Source organism: Actinobaculum suis, assembly GCF_900618115.1.
Classification (GTDB): Bacteria; Actinomycetota; Actinomycetes; order Actinomycetales; family Actinomycetaceae; genus Actinobaculum; species Actinobaculum suis.
Genome location: NZ_UYIO01000001.1, coordinates 943,107 through 958,708, shown reverse-complemented (window position 1 = coordinate 958,708; position 15,602 = coordinate 943,107). Strand labels below are relative to the sequence as shown.

Below are 15,602 nucleotides of genomic sequence, written 5' to 3'. Positions count from 1 at the left end.
AAGGGCCAGGTTCTTCTAGCAGAAGCTAGCGAACGGTAGCTGTAGCGTTGGCGAACTTATATCGCGGAGGTAACGCGGCCTTCGCGCAAGTGTTTGCCGAGCCGGGCAAATGCCGCCAGGCCGATCCCCGCGCAGACCAGCGCTACTGCAATATCGAGTAGCCATGGCACTAGGAAGACCAAGCGATCCCCGCTTCCTGCACGAGGCAAATCGAGCAGGTCAATCGTGCCATGCATGGGAAAAGGCAAGAGAAGTTTTTGCAACCAGACCGGGTAGAGCGCATACGGCACCACCACGCCGGAAGTTACGGTCAACAGCACATCCAAAACGTTACTAACCGCGTAAGGGTTATCCCGGTTGATGCCCAGCCCGGCCGCGAAAATCCCCAAGCACAAACCAATAAATAGCGCGCTCAAAATCAGCAGTATGATCACCCAAAGGTCGGGCACCAGCCTCGCCGAGCTGGCCACTACCTCGCCTGTTTCCCCGCTGGCCATAACCGTACCCGCGCCGCTGCTGCGCGGGTGGGAATTGCCCCCGCTGAGAGCAAAGAGGGTGGCAGCTCCAAAACTGACGATGCAGGTGCATAGGGAAAGAATCACGGGGGTAACGCAAATACCGAGCCAGAAGGCGACGTCGATCCGCCGATAGGGCTGTATCGCTCGTACCACTTCAATATCGCGTGCTCTTACCACTTCCGAGGTATATCCCGCCATGGTGCCAGCCGCTGCGCTAAGCGTTGCACTGGCATACATAATGCGTACAACATCGGGCGAGTTGAGAGTATCGCCCAGCAAAACATTGAAAGCAATACTGAGCAAAGGCATCACAATAAACGTCACAAGCGCGGTGAAGACCGTGGCAAAAGCAGTAGAGGCGCGCAGCGAAATCCACGCGGTAAGGAAGAATCGATGCATTTAGTACACCTCCAAAGTTGCTGCCCGGCGTGCCCGCCGCAAAGCCAGTACCCCGCACCGCCAAGACACTACGAACCACACGAGAGAACAGCCCAGACTAGCGAGCAAAAGGTACGAAACAGGGTAGGTTGTTCCGGCGTCGAACATAGCAAGCACGGTGCCGCGCACCGGAATCAACCATCCCACGGCGGAGAGGAACTCCCACCCGCGAGTGGTGGTTAGCATCCCGCCGGTAAAAATCCCGGACACAGCGAGCACGGGCACCAGGAGGAGCCCTTCGTAGCGGATAGCGTTCGGGGTGAGGATAAAGATCGCTGCGATCACGTGCGTCATCGCCAAGCAGGCGATCCACAATACCGCGATTTCAGCCAGGAGCACCGGCAACTGGGCAAGCGAGATAGGCACGAGCGCCCATTCACACAGGCAGGTCATCAGATAGGCGAGCGGGAAAGAAAGTAAACCGTAAGTGGAGGCCGCAGAAATCACCGCGGAAGTAGCAGCGAAAGGCGAAACTTGCCCGGAGAGCAAGAAAACTAGGGTGCCTTTCGCGCGTTCGAAACCGAGGATGCCTGCGGCGGAAGTGGCGCTCGTCCACACACCCACCACACCGGCACGCAAAAACCCGTGCACCGGGTCGCCACCCCATGCGAATCTGGCCAGCTCCTGGATGATCACCATGGAAATAACAGTGGTGAGGAGTAACTGCGCAAAATAACCGACTCGGGAAAACTCACGCAGATGGAAAGCACCCATCCGCCCATAACGAAGCAAAGAACTCATCATGAAGACTCTCGCTATCTTTCAGGCGAAGCGTGGGAATCGCCGGTGAGGGTGAGGAATGCTTCTTCCAGGGAAACCGGGCGTGTATGAAAATCTGGTGGCATCTGCGCCAGACCTTCGCCTAGTATTTCCTGGACGCGCTGCGAACCGCTCTCGCTCTGTTGCGCCGAATGCCAAAAGACCTGCACTCGCCACCCCGGACCGTGCGGGGTAATAGACGTGGTCGCAAATTCTGCCTGCAGACGCTCGGTGAGCGCACCGGCGCTTGCCGGCAAAGTAAAAATACTAACCTGCTGCACGCCCGCGGCTTGGGCGATATCCGCCACCTGCCCCCGCACCGTGATTTTACCGGCGTCAATCACGCTGATGAGCGTGGCTAGTTCTTCTACTTCCGCCATGGAATGTGAGGTAAGCAGAATGCCGGTGCCACCCTGGGCAAGTTCGGCTACCAGATGGCGCACTTCGAGCGCAGCATCCGGATCCAAACCGCTGGACGGTTCATCGAGAATCAAGAGCCGCGGGTGCGAAAGCAAGGCGCGGGCAATATGCAGACGCTGCTTCATACCGCGGGAAAATGAACCTACTTTATCCTTGGCGTGCGGAGCCAAGCTCACGCGTTCCAAAGATTCCCAGACGCGTTCGCGTTGCACGCGGCGCGGCACTTTCGCGGTATCAGCGAAAAAGAGCAGGTTAGAGGCGGCATCTGCGCGGTCGTAAAAACCACGGTCTCCGCCCAAGGAAATCCCTAAATTTTGGCGCGCTTTTTCCGGGTGGGCAATAGCGTCAATTCCAGAAACTTCCACTGTTCCTGCGGTCGGGACCAGAAGCGTGGAGCACATACGAACCGTAGTGGTTTTGCCAGCACCGTTACGGCCTACCAGCGCGTGCACCTGCCCGGCAAACACAGTCAAAGAAACGCCGTCTACCACCGGCTTTTTCCGGCCCTTGAAGGATCTTTGCAGGTTGCGGGCAATGAGCAGGGGATGTTGTGCATCGGCAACTTGGGTTTGCGGGGCAGGTGCTGTTTGCAGATTATCGCCCCGCAAAGAACCAAAATCTCCACGCAAAGATTCAAATTCAGAGTTTTCCTCAGTCATGTATTACCCGCCTCTACAGAGAAGTTACGAATTCAGAAAGCGAGAAGTCAGCAGGAAGAGGCCCAGCAATTCCGAGTGGATCCTTTTCGATAGCAGAAGCTACTTCCTCGGCCACGTCTGTTCTGTCGAGTGCCACAAACACACCCACGATTATCTTCCGTAACGTTACCATCGCGGTTACATCGCCAAGCCGATAGGAAAGTGCAAAGGCTTGCACGCTATCAATAAGTGCCCTTAGGTAATCGCAGGAAAGATACTCGCCATACGCGAGTGCACCTACAGCTTCCGCCAGATAATCGGAGCCTTGCCTTTTCGCGAAAACAACATTATTGCGAAGAGTTTCGCACATTCCCCTAAGGTTGCCGTCCAGGTATTGGAGCTGCGCCCAATTAATCTGCACTTGGCTGTAATACCGCTGGATCCTGCTCGCGAGAGTCCCCTTGGCGGCTTTGGCCGCTACAGTAAGCTTCTTCCGCGATTCTTTGAGCGATAACCAAGCGCGGGAGGTGTCCGCGTCTTCGTCGAGAAACGCAAGAGCTTCCAAGTTATATAGCAACGCAAGATCAGTGCAAACTACAGGATCGAGATCCTCGTTCGGACTCCGGATAGCGGTATCGACATATTGTGCTTTTGCCTGCTCTAGAACTTCCACTCCCTTCTCAAGCGAATTAGCACGCTTGATTAGAAAGGCGCTCAATCTATGCCTTGCCCCATAAACTTCAGAGGTGCCAGAAGCGACCGCGGCTGCACTAGTAAAGAATTCTTCAGCACCGAGATCTCCGCAAGCACCAAGAACGGTTCCACAACGAATCAACGTCTCGTAACTTGACCTATCAAGTATGTCGACAGACCTTGACCTAATTGCCTTTGACAACGTGTCGTAATCTCCGAACATTAAAAGCAAACCATCGATAAGAAGCCCCAAAGACTCGAGCGGAAAAGCTCTTACACACGCTTCGATTATTGGTTTAGGATCTTCATAAAAGCCGCTAACTTCGCAGTGGCTCGTATAGAAAATCTCTGGATCCTGAAACTTCCTGATGCCCAAATCGGTTGAGTAGTACGGAGCGGCAACACTACGTGGTTTCGTTGTTAGCCCCACCAGGGCCCCGCGAATTACTGCTAACCGCTCGGGCAATGCGGGGGAAATAGTGAGGTCTTGCAACATCTCGGCGAATGATTCCACTAAGTTTCGCAAGGCTACGACTTCGGGCGACTGTGAAATGGTCTTCAACTGGTACTGCTTTCTACACCATCTAATACTAAAGCATAGTTAAAACTGGTTTTGCTAATGGGGTTGCGAAAGCACTGCACGTTCAGTCGCAACCCCTAGCCTATTTAACCTTCATTAAAGATATTTGAGTTAATCACGAACCTATTTTCCGCCATTCCCTCCATGATTCCATGATTGAACCACCGTGGAAAAAATCTTCAGCGGATTCTGGGTAATATCGTTTACGATAGAGCTTATTGAATTATCCATTTCATCACCTCCCCCTATCTAGGGTTGCCATTCTAGTCCTATGGTCCCGCCGCGAATGGCCGCGCTCAGCTGTTATTAACTTCAAAATTTATTTGGGCTCTACGCCCCGATGGCAGAATGGCGAGTATCTTCCACCGCGTTCATAATGGCCACGACCGCGCCCGGCCCAGCCATAAGCGGTACCCCGAGTGGCACTAAAGCTACGTTCACCTTGGCCTGCTCCGGCGTCGGCTCTTTTTCCGTACTTCCACTCATCAGCTGAAGAGAAAAAGGATCCGCAATCACCAGCAGCATGGCGAAAGTACCAGCAGGGTGGCGAAAATAGTCAAAAAGTTATAAAGAAGAGCTCAACATCAAATGTCACGGGCGAATGACCTCCAAATGCGTCCCGGCGACGAGGTCCTCCATCACAGACGGAGCGGTGAGATATTCACCGAGCCGGTTCGTTTTACCAAGCCCATGGTAGTCACTCGCCCCAAAACGCGCCAACCCAAAGGATTGCGCATGATGCCACAAGGGTTCTCGTAAATGTACAGCATTTTCGGGGTGATCAATTTCGACGCCGAACAGCCCGGCCTGCGCAAATTCCTCTAAAGCGGCAGGCGGAGCCATTCTTCCGCGCTGGGCGGCCGCCGGATGTGCAAACACTGCTTTCCCGCCGGCTTCCCGGATCCAGCCGATTACCGCCACGGCTTCCGGCGCATAGTACGGCACATAATAGGGAGAAGAATCAGCTAGATAGCTCGCGAAAGCCTCATTGCGGTTTTTTACTACCCCCTCCGCTACCAGCGCATCGGCAATATGGGGCCGGCCGATCGTAGCGCCAGGCGGGGTTACTGCTACTACGTTTTCCCAGTGCAGGGGCAAATCTTTGCTAAGGCGGGCCACCATTTCCTGGGCTCGGTGCAGGCGCGATTCGCGCACGCGTTCCATGTGGCGCACCAAATACGGGTTTTCGGGATCGAATAAATAGCCCAGTATATGCACGGTAATGCCGTGGTAGTGGGCGGAGATCTCCATGCCGCGCAAGAGCGCTACCCCGGTGTGCGAAACCGCCCTGGCTGCTTCTTCCCAACCGTCTATCGTGTCATGATCCGTAACCGCGATGGCAGTGAGTCCCAAGTCCGCGGCTTGTGCCATTAGTTCGCTCGGAGTCACCGTTGAATCCGAAGCCGTAGTGTGCGTGTGCGTGTCCGTTCGCGCAAAAATACCACCCATACGCACAATTCTATGCCGGTAGCCAATATCTCCGCCCCTCCAGGAGGCAAACCCGCGGGCCGCAAGCCCGCTGGCCGGCCTGGCGGTTCTTGCCGCGCTACTCTTGCTTCTTGCTTCTTGCTTTTTGGCGCGCGTTATCGCATTTTCTAGCCCCCGGGTGCGATAATGGGGAATATGGCTGATGAACAGGAAAAAGATGAACTAAAGGCGCGCGGTAATAATCGCTCGCAACAACCCTCCTCGGTGGAATTCCGCGAATTTATGGGCAGTGATTGGGGGCCGCGTCCCGCCCCGCGCCCCCGCGCCGAAGTGGCCGATTATCTGCCGGCTCGCCACGCGGCACTCTCGAAAGCGTTCCCCGGCGAACGGTTGGTAATACCCGCGGGGGAACCAAAAGTTCGGGCCAACGATACTGATTACCGGTTCCGGGCCCACTCCGCCTTTTCGCATATGACGGGCATGGGGCAAGAAAAAGAACCGGGCGCTGTACTAGTTTTCAACCCGCGTGAAGAAGGCGGGCACGATGTTACGCTCTATATTTTCCCGCGCGCTTCGCGTAGCTCGGAAGAGTTTTATGCCGATGCGGCACACGGCGAATTTTGGGTAGGGGCACGCCCTTCCCTGCGCGACGTCGAAAACGAAACCGGAATTCACACGGCAGATGTTGCCACTTTGCGCGATGCTTTAGCTAAAGATCTCGGGCAAGTGCAAATGCGGGTAGTGCCCGAATCCAGCGTGGAAAAGGAAGCGCTGGTAGAGGAATTGCGGCAAAGCGCCGGGCAGAAAGATAACTCGGCCCGCGATCTGGAACTTGCCCAAGCACTCTCCGAGCTGCGTTTGCGTAAAGACCCGTGGGAAGTGGCAGAAATCCGCAAGGCCGTGGTGGCCACGCACTCCGGGTTCGATAATATTATTGCTTCCCTTCCGGCCGCGGTGGCACACAGCCGCGGTGAACGTGTAGTGGAAGGCGCTTTCTTCCAACGCGCCCGCGAAGAAGGTAACGGCCTGGGCTATGAGACGATTGCCGCCTCTGGTAATAACGCCAATACTTTGCACTGGCAGGATAATGATGGCCAGGTAAAACCGGGAGATCTGATCCTGATTGATGCCGGCGTGGAACTCGATTCCCTCTACACGGCAGATATCACCCGTACTTTCCCGGTTTCTGGCAAGTTCACGGCAGATCAGGCCGAGGTATACCAGGCCGTGCTCGACGCCGCTAACTACGCGCTAGAAATTGCTAACCGCCCCGGCGCGCGTTTCCGCGACCTGCACGCCGCAGCGATGGAAGTGCTGGCAGACCGGCTCGAAAAGTGGGGTATGCTCCCGGGCACCGCGGCCGAATCTTTGCGTAAGGACGGCCCGCAATGGCATCGCCGCTGGATGCCGCACGGCACCTCCCACCATTTGGGTTTGGACGTGCATGACTGCGCGGCTGCCCGGCGAGAAATGTATGTGGATGCCAAACTCGAACCGGGTATGGTGTTCACGATTGAACCCGGCCTGTACTTCCGTGCCGATGATCTGAAGGTGCCCGAACGCTTCCGCGGCATTGGGGTACGGATTGAAGATGATGTGCTCGTCACTGAAAACGGTGTGGAACGCATCTCCGAAGATATCCCGCGGACCATCGAAGGTGTTGAAAACTGGATGGCCCAGATTCTCAACAAGTAAGCAAAACCGTTTGCTGATGCGGTTTTGCGCCACTGGTGTAACACCGCAATCGGCACTTGGTAGCCTACTTACTTGTTACCTATTACCTTTATGCCTGCGCAAGGCCCGGGCAGGGCCTTGCGCAGGTTCTCTACATACGGCAAAAATTTCTTTTGAACCGATAGGATGAGCCGGCCGGCAGGCCAATATATGCCCAGGCCTGATTATTTTTTGGGGAGGTCACCATGGCTACCAGTACACGCGTTTTTGTAGGACGGCTGGCGGGCACTTCCGTGTTCGACTTAGCTGGAGATGCAGTTGGCAAAGTAGCGGACGTAGTTGTGGTGTTCCGATTACGGGGAGCACCTTCGGCCGTTGGTTTGCTGGTAGATGTGGCTGGCCGCCGGCGCGTTTTTCTCCCTTTGACCCGGGTAACCGCTATCGCGAACGGGCAAGTACTTACCACCGGGGTGCTCAATATTCGCCGTTTCCAACAGCGCCCCATGGAAACCTTAGTAATCGCCCAACTTTTGGACCGGGAAGTAGTTTTGAAAGCTACCGGGGAACGGGTAAGCGTGGTCGATATTGCGATAGAACGGACCAAGCTGCGCGAATGGGAACTCACCGAACTGTATGTGCGCGGCACCGGTTCTGCTTCCCGCAAATCGCAGATCGTGAAAGTGAGCGAAGTGGAAGGGTTGGCCTCCCCGGCCCGTTCCCAAGGTGCTTCCACGATTGTGGCGCAAATTAGCGATATGCGCCCGGCCGATGTGGCCGATATTTTGCGCGATCTGCCTGTAGACCGAATGCAAGCGGTAGCCCGCGAACTTACGGATGAACGGCTCGCCGATATTTTGGAAGAGTTGGGTACTGAGGATCGGGCTACGGTACTAGCCGGTTTGGATGTGGCCCGTGCCGGTGACGTTTTGGATGCTATGCAACCGGATGATGCCGCGGATTTGGTGGCCGACCTTCCTACCGATACCGCGGCCGTGCTTCTGGAATCGATGAGCGACCAGGAAGCAGAAGACGTGCGGCGCTTGCTACGGTACGACGAACGTACCGCGGGCGGTTTGATGACGCCCAACCCGATTATTTTAGGCCCGGATGCTTCGGTAGCTCAAGCTTTGGCTTCGGCTTCCCGGGCTGATATTCCCCCGGCTTTGGCAGCGATCGTATTTGTGTGCCGCCCGCCTTTGGAAACTCCCACCGGCAGATATTTAGGGGCCGTGCATTTGCAACGGGCCTTGCGCGAACCACCCGCTACCCTGCTCGGTTCAATCCTGGATACGAACGTGGTGGGTTTGGAACCAGAAGCCAGTATTGAAGATGTCACCCGCGAACTGGCTACCTATAACATGACGGCGATTCCCGTGACCGATGCCGGTTCTTTGCTGGGTGCAGTTTCGGTAGATGATGTGCTTGATCATCTGCTTCCGGAAGATTGGCGTGAACGCGATAACGAGGAGGAGGGATCCGATGTCCACTGAGGAATTTGATAAGCCCCTAGAACGGCGGCAGCGTTGGTTCCACCGCAAACGCCGCGATCCGGAAGCTACCGGGCAGATGGTGGAACGCCTCGCCCGTTTCCAAGGCACCCCGCGTTTCATTATTTACTTGACGATTTTTGTTATCGCGTGGCTGGGGTGGAATACACTAGCCCCGGAAGCTTGGCGGTTCGATTCGGCCGATTTTGGTTTCACCGCTTTGACGCTCATGCTCTCTTTGCAAGCTTCTTATGCTTCTCCAATGATTCTGTTGGCCCAAAACCGGCAAGATGAACGCGACAAAGTAGCCAATGAGCAAGACCGACAACGCGCTGCCCGCAATCTCAATGACACCGAGTATCTGATGCGCGAGATTTCGGGTTTACGGATGGCTTTAGGGGAATTGGCAACCCGCGATTTTGTGCGTTCCGAGCTCAATGATTTGCGTGATGAGCTGGATGAGAACCGGGAGATCCGGTTGGCCGAAAGGGAAACGCGTATTGCCGAACTACAGGCTGAACTTGACCGCCTGGTAGCTGAACGGGCAGAAGATGACCGCCGCGCCGTCGAAGCCGAATACGCCCAAATGGTTCGCGCCAGTAGCGATGCCGATGCCGCTACCCGTAGCGCTACCAGTACCAGCGGCGCTACCGAAGCCAGTGCCAGCGAGGTTGCGAACCAACACGATGCAAACCCGGCTGCTTCTTCTTCGTCCCAAAAACCTGTGACGCCAAAAACCACAGCGCCAAAAAACACGGCGCCAGAAACCACAGCGCCAGAAAACACGGCGCCAGAAACCACAGCGCCAGAAACCACAGCGCCAGAAAACACGGCGCCAAAATCTACGGTAACAGAATCTACGGCAAGAAAATCTACCGCAACAGAATCTACGCCGCCGGAAGCTTAGCTTTCTAGAGACTTTCCAGGGTTTAGCCTAGAAGCTTTGCAGGGCGCGCAGGATTTCGTCGGCGTACAGTCCGGCCGCGGTTGGGTCTGGGTGTACGCGGTCGCCCGCTAAGTGTTCTTCGTGGGCGGCGGCGATTGGTTCCCAATCGGCTACCCGCACGTGCGGATCGGTGGCCGCGATTTCCCGGATTTTCTCAGCCGCTTCCCTAATCCAGGTTTTATTGGCCGGCCCATACCCGGTAACGAGCACGATCCGGTGGTCTTCGCCGAGCGCTTGTTTGACGGCGGCCCAATCGGCGTCGCTCACCGAACCGTTAGTGGCAAGCGCCAACACTACGTAGGGGCGCAAAGTCCCCTGCTGTTTCATGCTGCTAATAATTCCCGGTGCGGGTTTGATAGAGCGGGAAACTTCACCGTCGACGGCGATATTCGGCATGCGTTCCTGCAGGGCTGGAGAGGCCGCTACCGTCACCGAATCACCAATCACCGTCACATTCGAACCATCTGCCGCAAGCGGTACAAAAGGTGGCTCTGTCACCTGGGGCTTTCCTGCCCCGGCCGGATCATTAGCTTGGTTCGCGCCGGCCCCGGCAGCCGAATCAGCGCCCGCACCGGCCTGCTTCGTATCTGCATCCGCCCCGGTTTTCCCGGCCGCAGCAGAGTTATCTCCACCGGATGCCTGGCTGTCTGCCGCCTGTTTATCGCTTCCAGCATCGTGCTCGTCGCCGCCGGCACCGCTCGGAGTTTCATCGTCTGGGCTGGCTGAAGCCGCGCCTTTACCGGCCCGGTTTTCGAGGGATTTTTGGCCGGCCGTCACGTATTCTTCGGCAGAAGACTGCGGCTGGGAAGTGGCAAGAGCCCACCCGGCAAGCACGACTGCCACGGCCGTGAGGGCCGCCGTCGCCCGTTCCTGCCAACCGCCGGAAACCAACCACCCGTGCACAAAACTGCGTGCGCAAGCCCGGAAACCGTGTTTACGGACCGGGGTTTCCACATATTTGAAGGACAGGTGTGCGAGCAGGATGGAAAGCGGGATAACGATAATGGCTACCGTCCAGTTGCGCAGGTTGAAAGCATAAAAACCGAGCACAATGAGCGGCCAATGCCACAGGTAAATCCCGTAAGACCGCTCCCCCAACCAGACCATAACGGGTTTATCGAGCAGGTTTACGAGGCGGTGGGCGGCGGCGGCGCGCCCGCCTAGTAGACCGAGGATAACTACCGCGCTTGCCAGGCACGCAAGTAGCGAACCCCACGGGTACATGAACCGCGTTTCGGGGGCGAAGACTCCGGCTAACACTAGCGCGGCGAGGCAAACCCAGGAACCGATCCCGAGATACTTTTTGGTTTGCCGGCCCACCGGCAGCGGCGCACCGTTGATGGCTTCCGGGAGGGTGAAAGCGATTGCCGCGCCGATCATGAGCCCGAAAGCGTGGGAATCGGTACCCACGTAAGCGCGCGTGACGTCATCGGCACCGGAAACCAAAACTTGTTGCCAGATTGCGGAAGCTGCGGCGATGCCCAGGCACGTCCACACCGCTATCCGCCGCGAGCCAACCAGGGCCACCAAAGCGAGCACGACTAGCGGCCAGAGCAGATAGAACTGTTGCTCCACCGCCAGCGACCACATGTTGGTAAGCAAACGCGGGGACTGTGATTCGAAATAGGAAGAACCGTTGGCCACTTGGAACCAGTTATAGGTCCCCGTAACCGCGCCGAATGCTTGCCAGGGCAACTGTACGAGAGCATCCCCGCCCACGATACGGGCCAGCGCCAACGTGCCAATCGTGGCTACCGTGACCGCGGGAGTAAGGCGGCGAATACGTTTCCGCCAAAAATGTGGAAGATCAATCCGCCCCTCACGGCGATATTCCCGCGTGAGCAGCGAAGTAATAAGGAAACCGGAAAGGACGAAGAAAACGTCTACCCCGATATAGCCAATCCCGCCCGGCCAAATATGGAACACGAGCACAATAAATGCGGCAATCGCTCGCAAGCCGTCAAGACCACGAACTCTCTGGTGTTGCTTCACCTGCATGCCCGGTTTCCTTCCTTGTTCCAGAGCTATTTCCCGCCGGGGCCGGCAGGTGAGGAAGTGCCGGCCAATATTGAAAATTTTCTTGTACGCACCTTGTATACACCCATGCGCACCCGGTTTGTACTGTTAGTTTGTACCGGAAACGCGGAGTTAAACACAGCGGTGTAATCCCGAGTTACCAGCGTACTTCTTAGCGCCGCGCCTCGCTGGCGCCGACACTGTGAGACGCGTTAGCACCCCGCCCCGCAGGTACCGCCAATGCGAGACGCGTGCCGGGTAGGGTATTGCGTATGGTCACGAAGCAAGCAATTGTGGATGCTCTCAGTAAAGTTATCGACCCGGAACTACGCCACCCAATTACGGAACTGAATATGGTGGACAGCGTTGCTATAGACGAATCCGGGAACGTGGCGATTTCAATTCTGCTTACAACTTCGGACTGCCCTTTACGTAACACCATTGAACGGGATGTGCGCCAAGCCGCACAAAGCGTAGCCGGGGTGCAAGACGTACAGGTAACCATGGGTTCCATGACGCCGCGGCAAATACAGGACCTGACCCGCAAATTGCGCGGAAAACAGGTGCGCGGGGAAATCACTTTTGCGGCCCCCGATTCGCCCACGCGTATTTACGCGATCGCTTCCGGAAAGGGCGGGGTGGGGAAATCTTCCGTGTGTGCGAACTTGGCGGCCGCGCTGGCCGCTAATGGGTTGCGGGTCGGTTTGGTAGACGCCGATATTTATGGCTTTTCGATCCCGCGCATGCTCGGGGTAGAAACGCCCGCCCAACAGCTCAACGGCATGATCGTGCCACCGGTAGCCCACGGGGTAAAAGTGATGTCTATCGGTATGTTTGTGCGCGATAATTCGCCGATAATGTGGCGCGGCCCGATGCTTTCCAAAGCTTTAGAACAGTTTTTTGCGGACGTGTACTGGGGCGAGCTTGACGTAATGCTCCTGGATCTGCCGCCCGGCACTGGCGATGTAGCAATTTCAGTGGGTTCTTTGCTCCCCACTTCCCAACTCGTGGTGGTTACTACTCCGCAATCGGCCGCTGCCGATGTTGCCGAACGGGCAGGCACGATCACGAAACAGACCGGCCAACCGGTTGCCGGGGTGATCGAGAATATGTCTTGGATGGTGCTGCCGGATGGGCAGCGCGAATACTTGTTTGGGCAGGGCGGCGGCGAAACGGTTGCCCGGACGCTCAGCGGCAAGCTCGGTTATGAAGTTCCGTTGCTCGGGCAGGTTCCTTTTGAAACCGCCATCCGAGAAGGGGCCGACGCCGGCACCCCCGCCGTACTCTCCCTCGTGGAAACAGCAGCTGGTAAGGAACTGCGGGAAATTGCCACCCAGCTCAGCCAGCGGCCCCGGCCGCACCAAAACTAACCGGGAAAGCTGTCCGGTAACTACCGCGGGCAGCCGGCAACCTGCCGCAAGGCATAGAGCAGAGTCACGCCTGCCAAAAAGCCCGAACCGGGCCAACTCGCCTAAGATGGATTCGTACCGCGCAAGCGGGAATAACACCGCGCAAGCGGGAACAACACCGCGCAAGCGGGAACAACACCGCGCAAGCGGGAACAACACCGCGCAAGCGGGAACAACACCGCGCAAGCGGGAACAACACCGCGCAAGCGGGAACAACACCGCGCAAGCGGGAACAGCACACTACCCCACCGCCGCGGGGCAGCTAGTTTTATTTACAGGGAGCAGGAATGGCCGATTTTGTGCAGGCATGGGCATACGCGGAAGAATCCGTGGTGGAAGATCCCATTACGGCCAGCGCTCGCGATCTGGCAGCAGAATTTGGGATTCGGAGTATTTCTCCCGCGACGGGAAATTTTTTACGAATGCTCACCGCTCTTTCCGGTGCTACCGCGGCGGTAGAAGTTGGTACCGGTACCGGAGTTTCCGGGCTCTACCTGATCCAAGATTCTAGCCTTACCCTCACCACGATCGATATCGAATCCGAAGCACAACATCATGCCCGCGAATTTTTCCGGCAAGCCGGGGCACGAGCTGGGCGCGTACGCGTAATTAATGGCGCCAGTGCCGATATTTTGCCGCGCCTGGCCACCAGCTCCTACGATTTCGTGTTGCTAGATGGTGATCCTTTGGAGGCCGAAGGAGACGCTACCGAATGTTTGCGTCTGCTCCGCCGGGGCGGGCTCCTCGTGGTGGCTCATGCTTTGCTCGGAGGGAAAGTAGCTGACCCGGCCCGGCGGGAGGACGACGTCGTCGCCACCCGTAACCTCATCAAACACCTCTCCCGCACGGAGGGGATAACCACCTCCCTCGTGCCCATTGGCGACGGGTTACTCCTCGCGCGTATCGACTAGCTCGACCGGCGAAGGCCCCGGGCATTCCGAGGCCTTCGCGCTTGTTTGATTCTCTCTCGCTTGGATTACAGGAGCGCCACACCACCGATATTGGGAGCACCCACAACCGGTGTAAGTGTTTACGGCGTATTTTTCACGCCCCACCACCCCGCTGCCCTAATGCGTTTTTACAATAAATTACGCCTTTTCCTAGCTTTTAGTTGCCAGCGTGGCTTGCTACTTCCTGTTCCAGATCGTCCGTAATGACCTTTCCCTTGGTTTCCGGGGTGGAGAGGCAGGCCAATATACCCAGCCCCATCATGATGGAGGTAAAAGTAAGCACGGGTACCCAACCGAAGGCTCCGGGACGTACCAGAAGGGCGGCAATCATCGGAGTGAAGCCAACAATAATATTGCCAATCTGAGTGGATACGGCATAACCAGTCATCCGCAAACGCGTGGGGAACATTTCGGTATACATGGGAGCTTGCACCACGTTGCCGCCGGTCGCGAGCAGGCCAATAACGAAGAGAAGGATCACTAATACCGTCAAGTTGCCTTCTTGAATCATCCAGAAAACGAAGGGGAACAGCACCAGTAGCGAAATCATCGAGATGAGATATACCGGGCGGCGGCCGATCTTATCCGAAAGTGCGGCCCACAGCGGCTGAATAGGAACACCCAAAACTAGAGTTCCCGTGGCGAGCGCTAACAGGGTGGCCTTTTCCCAGCCCCAATAGGTGACACCGTAGTTAAGCATGTAGTTCGAGACGAGCACACCGGTAATTGCATATTGGGCCATTGCCATTACGCGAATAACTTGCCGCCAGTGATACTTAAAGAGCTCGGCGAGAGAACTCTTTTTCTTCGGAGCCGGCTTAGCTGGTGCCGCCACCTTTTCTGGCTTCACCTGTACGGCCGCGGGATCCTTAGCCGCTTCTTGGCGAGCGAGCGCTTCATACACATCGCGTGGTTCATCTGCCTTCGAACGTACCCAGAGAGCGTAAATCACCAGCGGAATAGCGACGAAATAGGGAATACGCCAACCCCCGTTGAGAAGAAATGATTCATTGGTAGAAACCGGGATAAAGGCGGCAATACCCAACAATTGGCCGATTAATAGGCCATGCATAGTGAAGGCCACCAGCCGGCCTCGTTTTTCCGGCGGAGCCAACTCAGACGTCATCGCCGTGGAACCGGCTTGCTCACCACCAGCCGAGAAACCTTGGATCAATCGCATCAGCACCAAGCTCACGCCCGCTACCGGACCGATCGCGTCGTAACTAGGCAAGAGGCCGATTATCAAGGTAGCGAAACCCATTAAACCAAGTGTGAGGAGGAGAGTCTTTTTCCGACCCCAAGTATCCCCGAGATGGCCGAGAACTACGGCCCCCAACGGCCGGGCCAAATAGGCCACACCAAACGAGGCCAGGGAAGCAATATTTGCTAGCGTGTGATTTTCCCCGGCCCCGAAAAATACGGCCGGAAAAATCACTGCCGAGGCCGTACCATACAGGCCAAAATCATAATATTCGGCCAGGGCTCCCCAGAACCCAGAAGCTGCCGATTTTTTCGCCGATTTTTCGAGGCTTACATTACCGTCGGCGTCCGTTGCTACACCTTTATATGCAGCCATGTCGTTCCTTCCACGTTCCCCGGATGCTACTTTGCATCCGGTGCAAGCGTCATTACGCACCTGCATTTCA

Annotated in this window: 12 protein-coding genes and 1 pseudogene; 5 read left to right on the top strand and 8 right to left on the bottom strand. The window is 56.6% G+C overall.

The window, feature by feature from the left end; translation table 11 throughout:
• Positions 1–56: 56 nt before the first annotated feature.
• The 6 genes from H8274_RS03855 to H8274_RS03830 all read right to left on the bottom strand — a co-directional run bounded on the left by H8274_RS03855 (position 57) and on the right by H8274_RS03830 (position 5,495).
• Positions 57–917: a hypothetical protein gene (locus H8274_RS03855; RefSeq protein WP_185933875.1), complete on the bottom strand. Its 861-nt coding sequence runs from the start codon at positions 915–917 to the stop codon at positions 57–59.
• Complete coding sequence (locus H8274_RS03850; RefSeq protein ID WP_049619289.1) at positions 918–1,697, bottom strand: hypothetical protein; 780 nt, start codon at positions 1,695–1,697, stop codon at positions 918–920.
• Between the two features lie 14 nt (positions 1,698–1,711).
• Positions 1,712–2,794 (bottom strand): ABC transporter ATP-binding protein, encoded by a 1,083-nt coding sequence (locus H8274_RS03845; RefSeq protein ID WP_185933874.1) that lies wholly within the window; start codon positions 2,792–2,794, stop codon positions 1,712–1,714.
• Positions 2,795–2,807: 13 nt separating this feature from the next.
• Positions 2,808–4,028: a hypothetical protein gene (locus H8274_RS03840; RefSeq protein WP_185933873.1), complete on the bottom strand. Its 1,221-nt coding sequence runs from the start codon at positions 4,026–4,028 to the stop codon at positions 2,808–2,810.
• A gap of 348 nt (positions 4,029–4,376) precedes the next feature.
• Positions 4,377–4,532: a MarC family protein gene (locus tag H8274_RS03835; protein WP_244924520.1), complete on the bottom strand. Its 156-nt coding sequence runs from the start codon at positions 4,530–4,532 to the stop codon at positions 4,377–4,379.
• Positions 4,533–4,637: 105 nt separating this feature from the next.
• Entirely contained in the window at positions 4,638–5,495 is an 858-nt protein-coding gene (locus H8274_RS03830; RefSeq protein WP_185933871.1) for a PHP domain-containing protein, read from the bottom strand.
• A gap of 174 nt (positions 5,496–5,669) precedes the next feature.
• Between H8274_RS03830 and H8274_RS03825 the strand changes: the two genes are divergently transcribed.
• The 3 genes and pseudogenes from H8274_RS03825 to H8274_RS10005 all read left to right on the top strand — a co-directional run.
• Complete coding sequence (locus H8274_RS03825; protein ID WP_065414520.1) at positions 5,670–7,169, top strand: aminopeptidase P family protein; 1,500 nt, start codon at positions 5,670–5,672, stop codon at positions 7,167–7,169.
• Between the two features lie 224 nt (positions 7,170–7,393).
• Positions 7,394–8,638 carry a magnesium transporter MgtE N-terminal domain-containing protein gene (locus H8274_RS03820; protein WP_049619286.1) on the top strand — a complete coding sequence of 415 codons (1,245 nt, stop codon included), beginning with the start codon at positions 7,394–7,396 and terminating at the stop codon, positions 8,636–8,638.
• Positions 8,562–9,041, top strand: a pseudogene (locus H8274_RS10005) (DUF1003 domain-containing protein); the annotation flags it as partial. The gene H8274_RS03820 and the pseudogene H8274_RS10005, both read left to right, overlap by 77 nt.
• Before the next feature lie 528 nt (positions 9,042–9,569).
• Here H8274_RS10005 and H8274_RS03810 read toward each other — a convergent pair.
• Positions 9,570–11,579 (bottom strand): acyltransferase family protein, encoded by a 2,010-nt coding sequence (locus tag H8274_RS03810; RefSeq protein ID WP_185933870.1) that lies wholly within the window; start codon positions 11,577–11,579, stop codon positions 9,570–9,572.
• 284 nt (positions 11,580–11,863) lie between these two features.
• Between H8274_RS03810 and H8274_RS03805 the strand changes: the two genes are divergently transcribed.
• Both H8274_RS03805 and H8274_RS03800 read left to right on the top strand, forming a co-directional pair.
• Complete coding sequence (locus tag H8274_RS03805) at positions 11,864–12,967, top strand: Mrp/NBP35 family ATP-binding protein (protein WP_420807982.1); 1,104 nt, start codon at positions 11,864–11,866, stop codon at positions 12,965–12,967.
• 326 nt (positions 12,968–13,293) lie between these two features.
• The gene (locus H8274_RS03800) at positions 13,294–13,917 is read left to right on the top strand and encodes an O-methyltransferase (RefSeq protein WP_049619283.1); all 624 of its coding nucleotides are present in this window, start codon (positions 13,294–13,296) and stop codon (positions 13,915–13,917) included.
• 196 nt (positions 13,918–14,113) lie between these two features.
• Here H8274_RS03800 and H8274_RS03795 read toward each other — a convergent pair whose 3' ends face one another.
• Positions 14,114–15,532, bottom strand: coding sequence for an MFS transporter (locus H8274_RS03795; protein ID WP_185933868.1), 1,419 nt, complete (start codon positions 15,530–15,532; stop codon positions 14,114–14,116).
• Positions 15,533–15,602: the final 70 nt, after the last annotated feature.

Bases quoted from the DNA above. Each gene is read 5' to 3' on its own strand.
- H8274_RS03855 (WP_185933875.1), bottom strand. From the start codon at position 917: ATGCATCGATTCTTCCTTACCGCGTGGATTTCGCTGCGCGCCTCTACT.
- H8274_RS03850 (WP_049619289.1), bottom strand. From the start codon at position 1,697: ATGAGTTCTTTGCTTCGTTATGGGCGGATGGGTGCTTTCCATCTGCGT.
- H8274_RS03845 (WP_185933874.1), bottom strand. From the start codon at position 2,794: ATGACTGAGGAAAACTCTGAATTTGAATCTTTGCGTGGAGATTTTGGT.
- H8274_RS03835 (WP_244924520.1), bottom strand. From the start codon at position 4,532: ATGAGTGGAAGTACGGAAAAAGAGCCGACGCCGGAGCAGGCCAAGGTG.
- H8274_RS03830 (WP_185933871.1), bottom strand. From the start codon at position 5,495: ATGGGTGGTATTTTTGCGCGAACGGACACGCACACGCACACTACGGCT.
- H8274_RS03825 (WP_065414520.1), top strand. From the start codon at position 5,670: ATGGCTGATGAACAGGAAAAAGATGAACTAAAGGCGCGCGGTAATAAT.
- H8274_RS03820 (WP_049619286.1), top strand. From the start codon at position 7,394: ATGGCTACCAGTACACGCGTTTTTGTAGGACGGCTGGCGGGCACTTCC.
- H8274_RS03810 (WP_185933870.1), bottom strand. From the start codon at position 11,579: ATGCAGGTGAAGCAACACCAGAGAGTTCGTGGTCTTGACGGCTTGCGA.
- H8274_RS03800 (WP_049619283.1), top strand. From the start codon at position 13,294: ATGGCCGATTTTGTGCAGGCATGGGCATACGCGGAAGAATCCGTGGTG.
- H8274_RS03795 (WP_185933868.1), bottom strand. From the start codon at position 15,532: ATGGCTGCATATAAAGGTGTAGCAACGGACGCCGACGGTAATGTAAGC.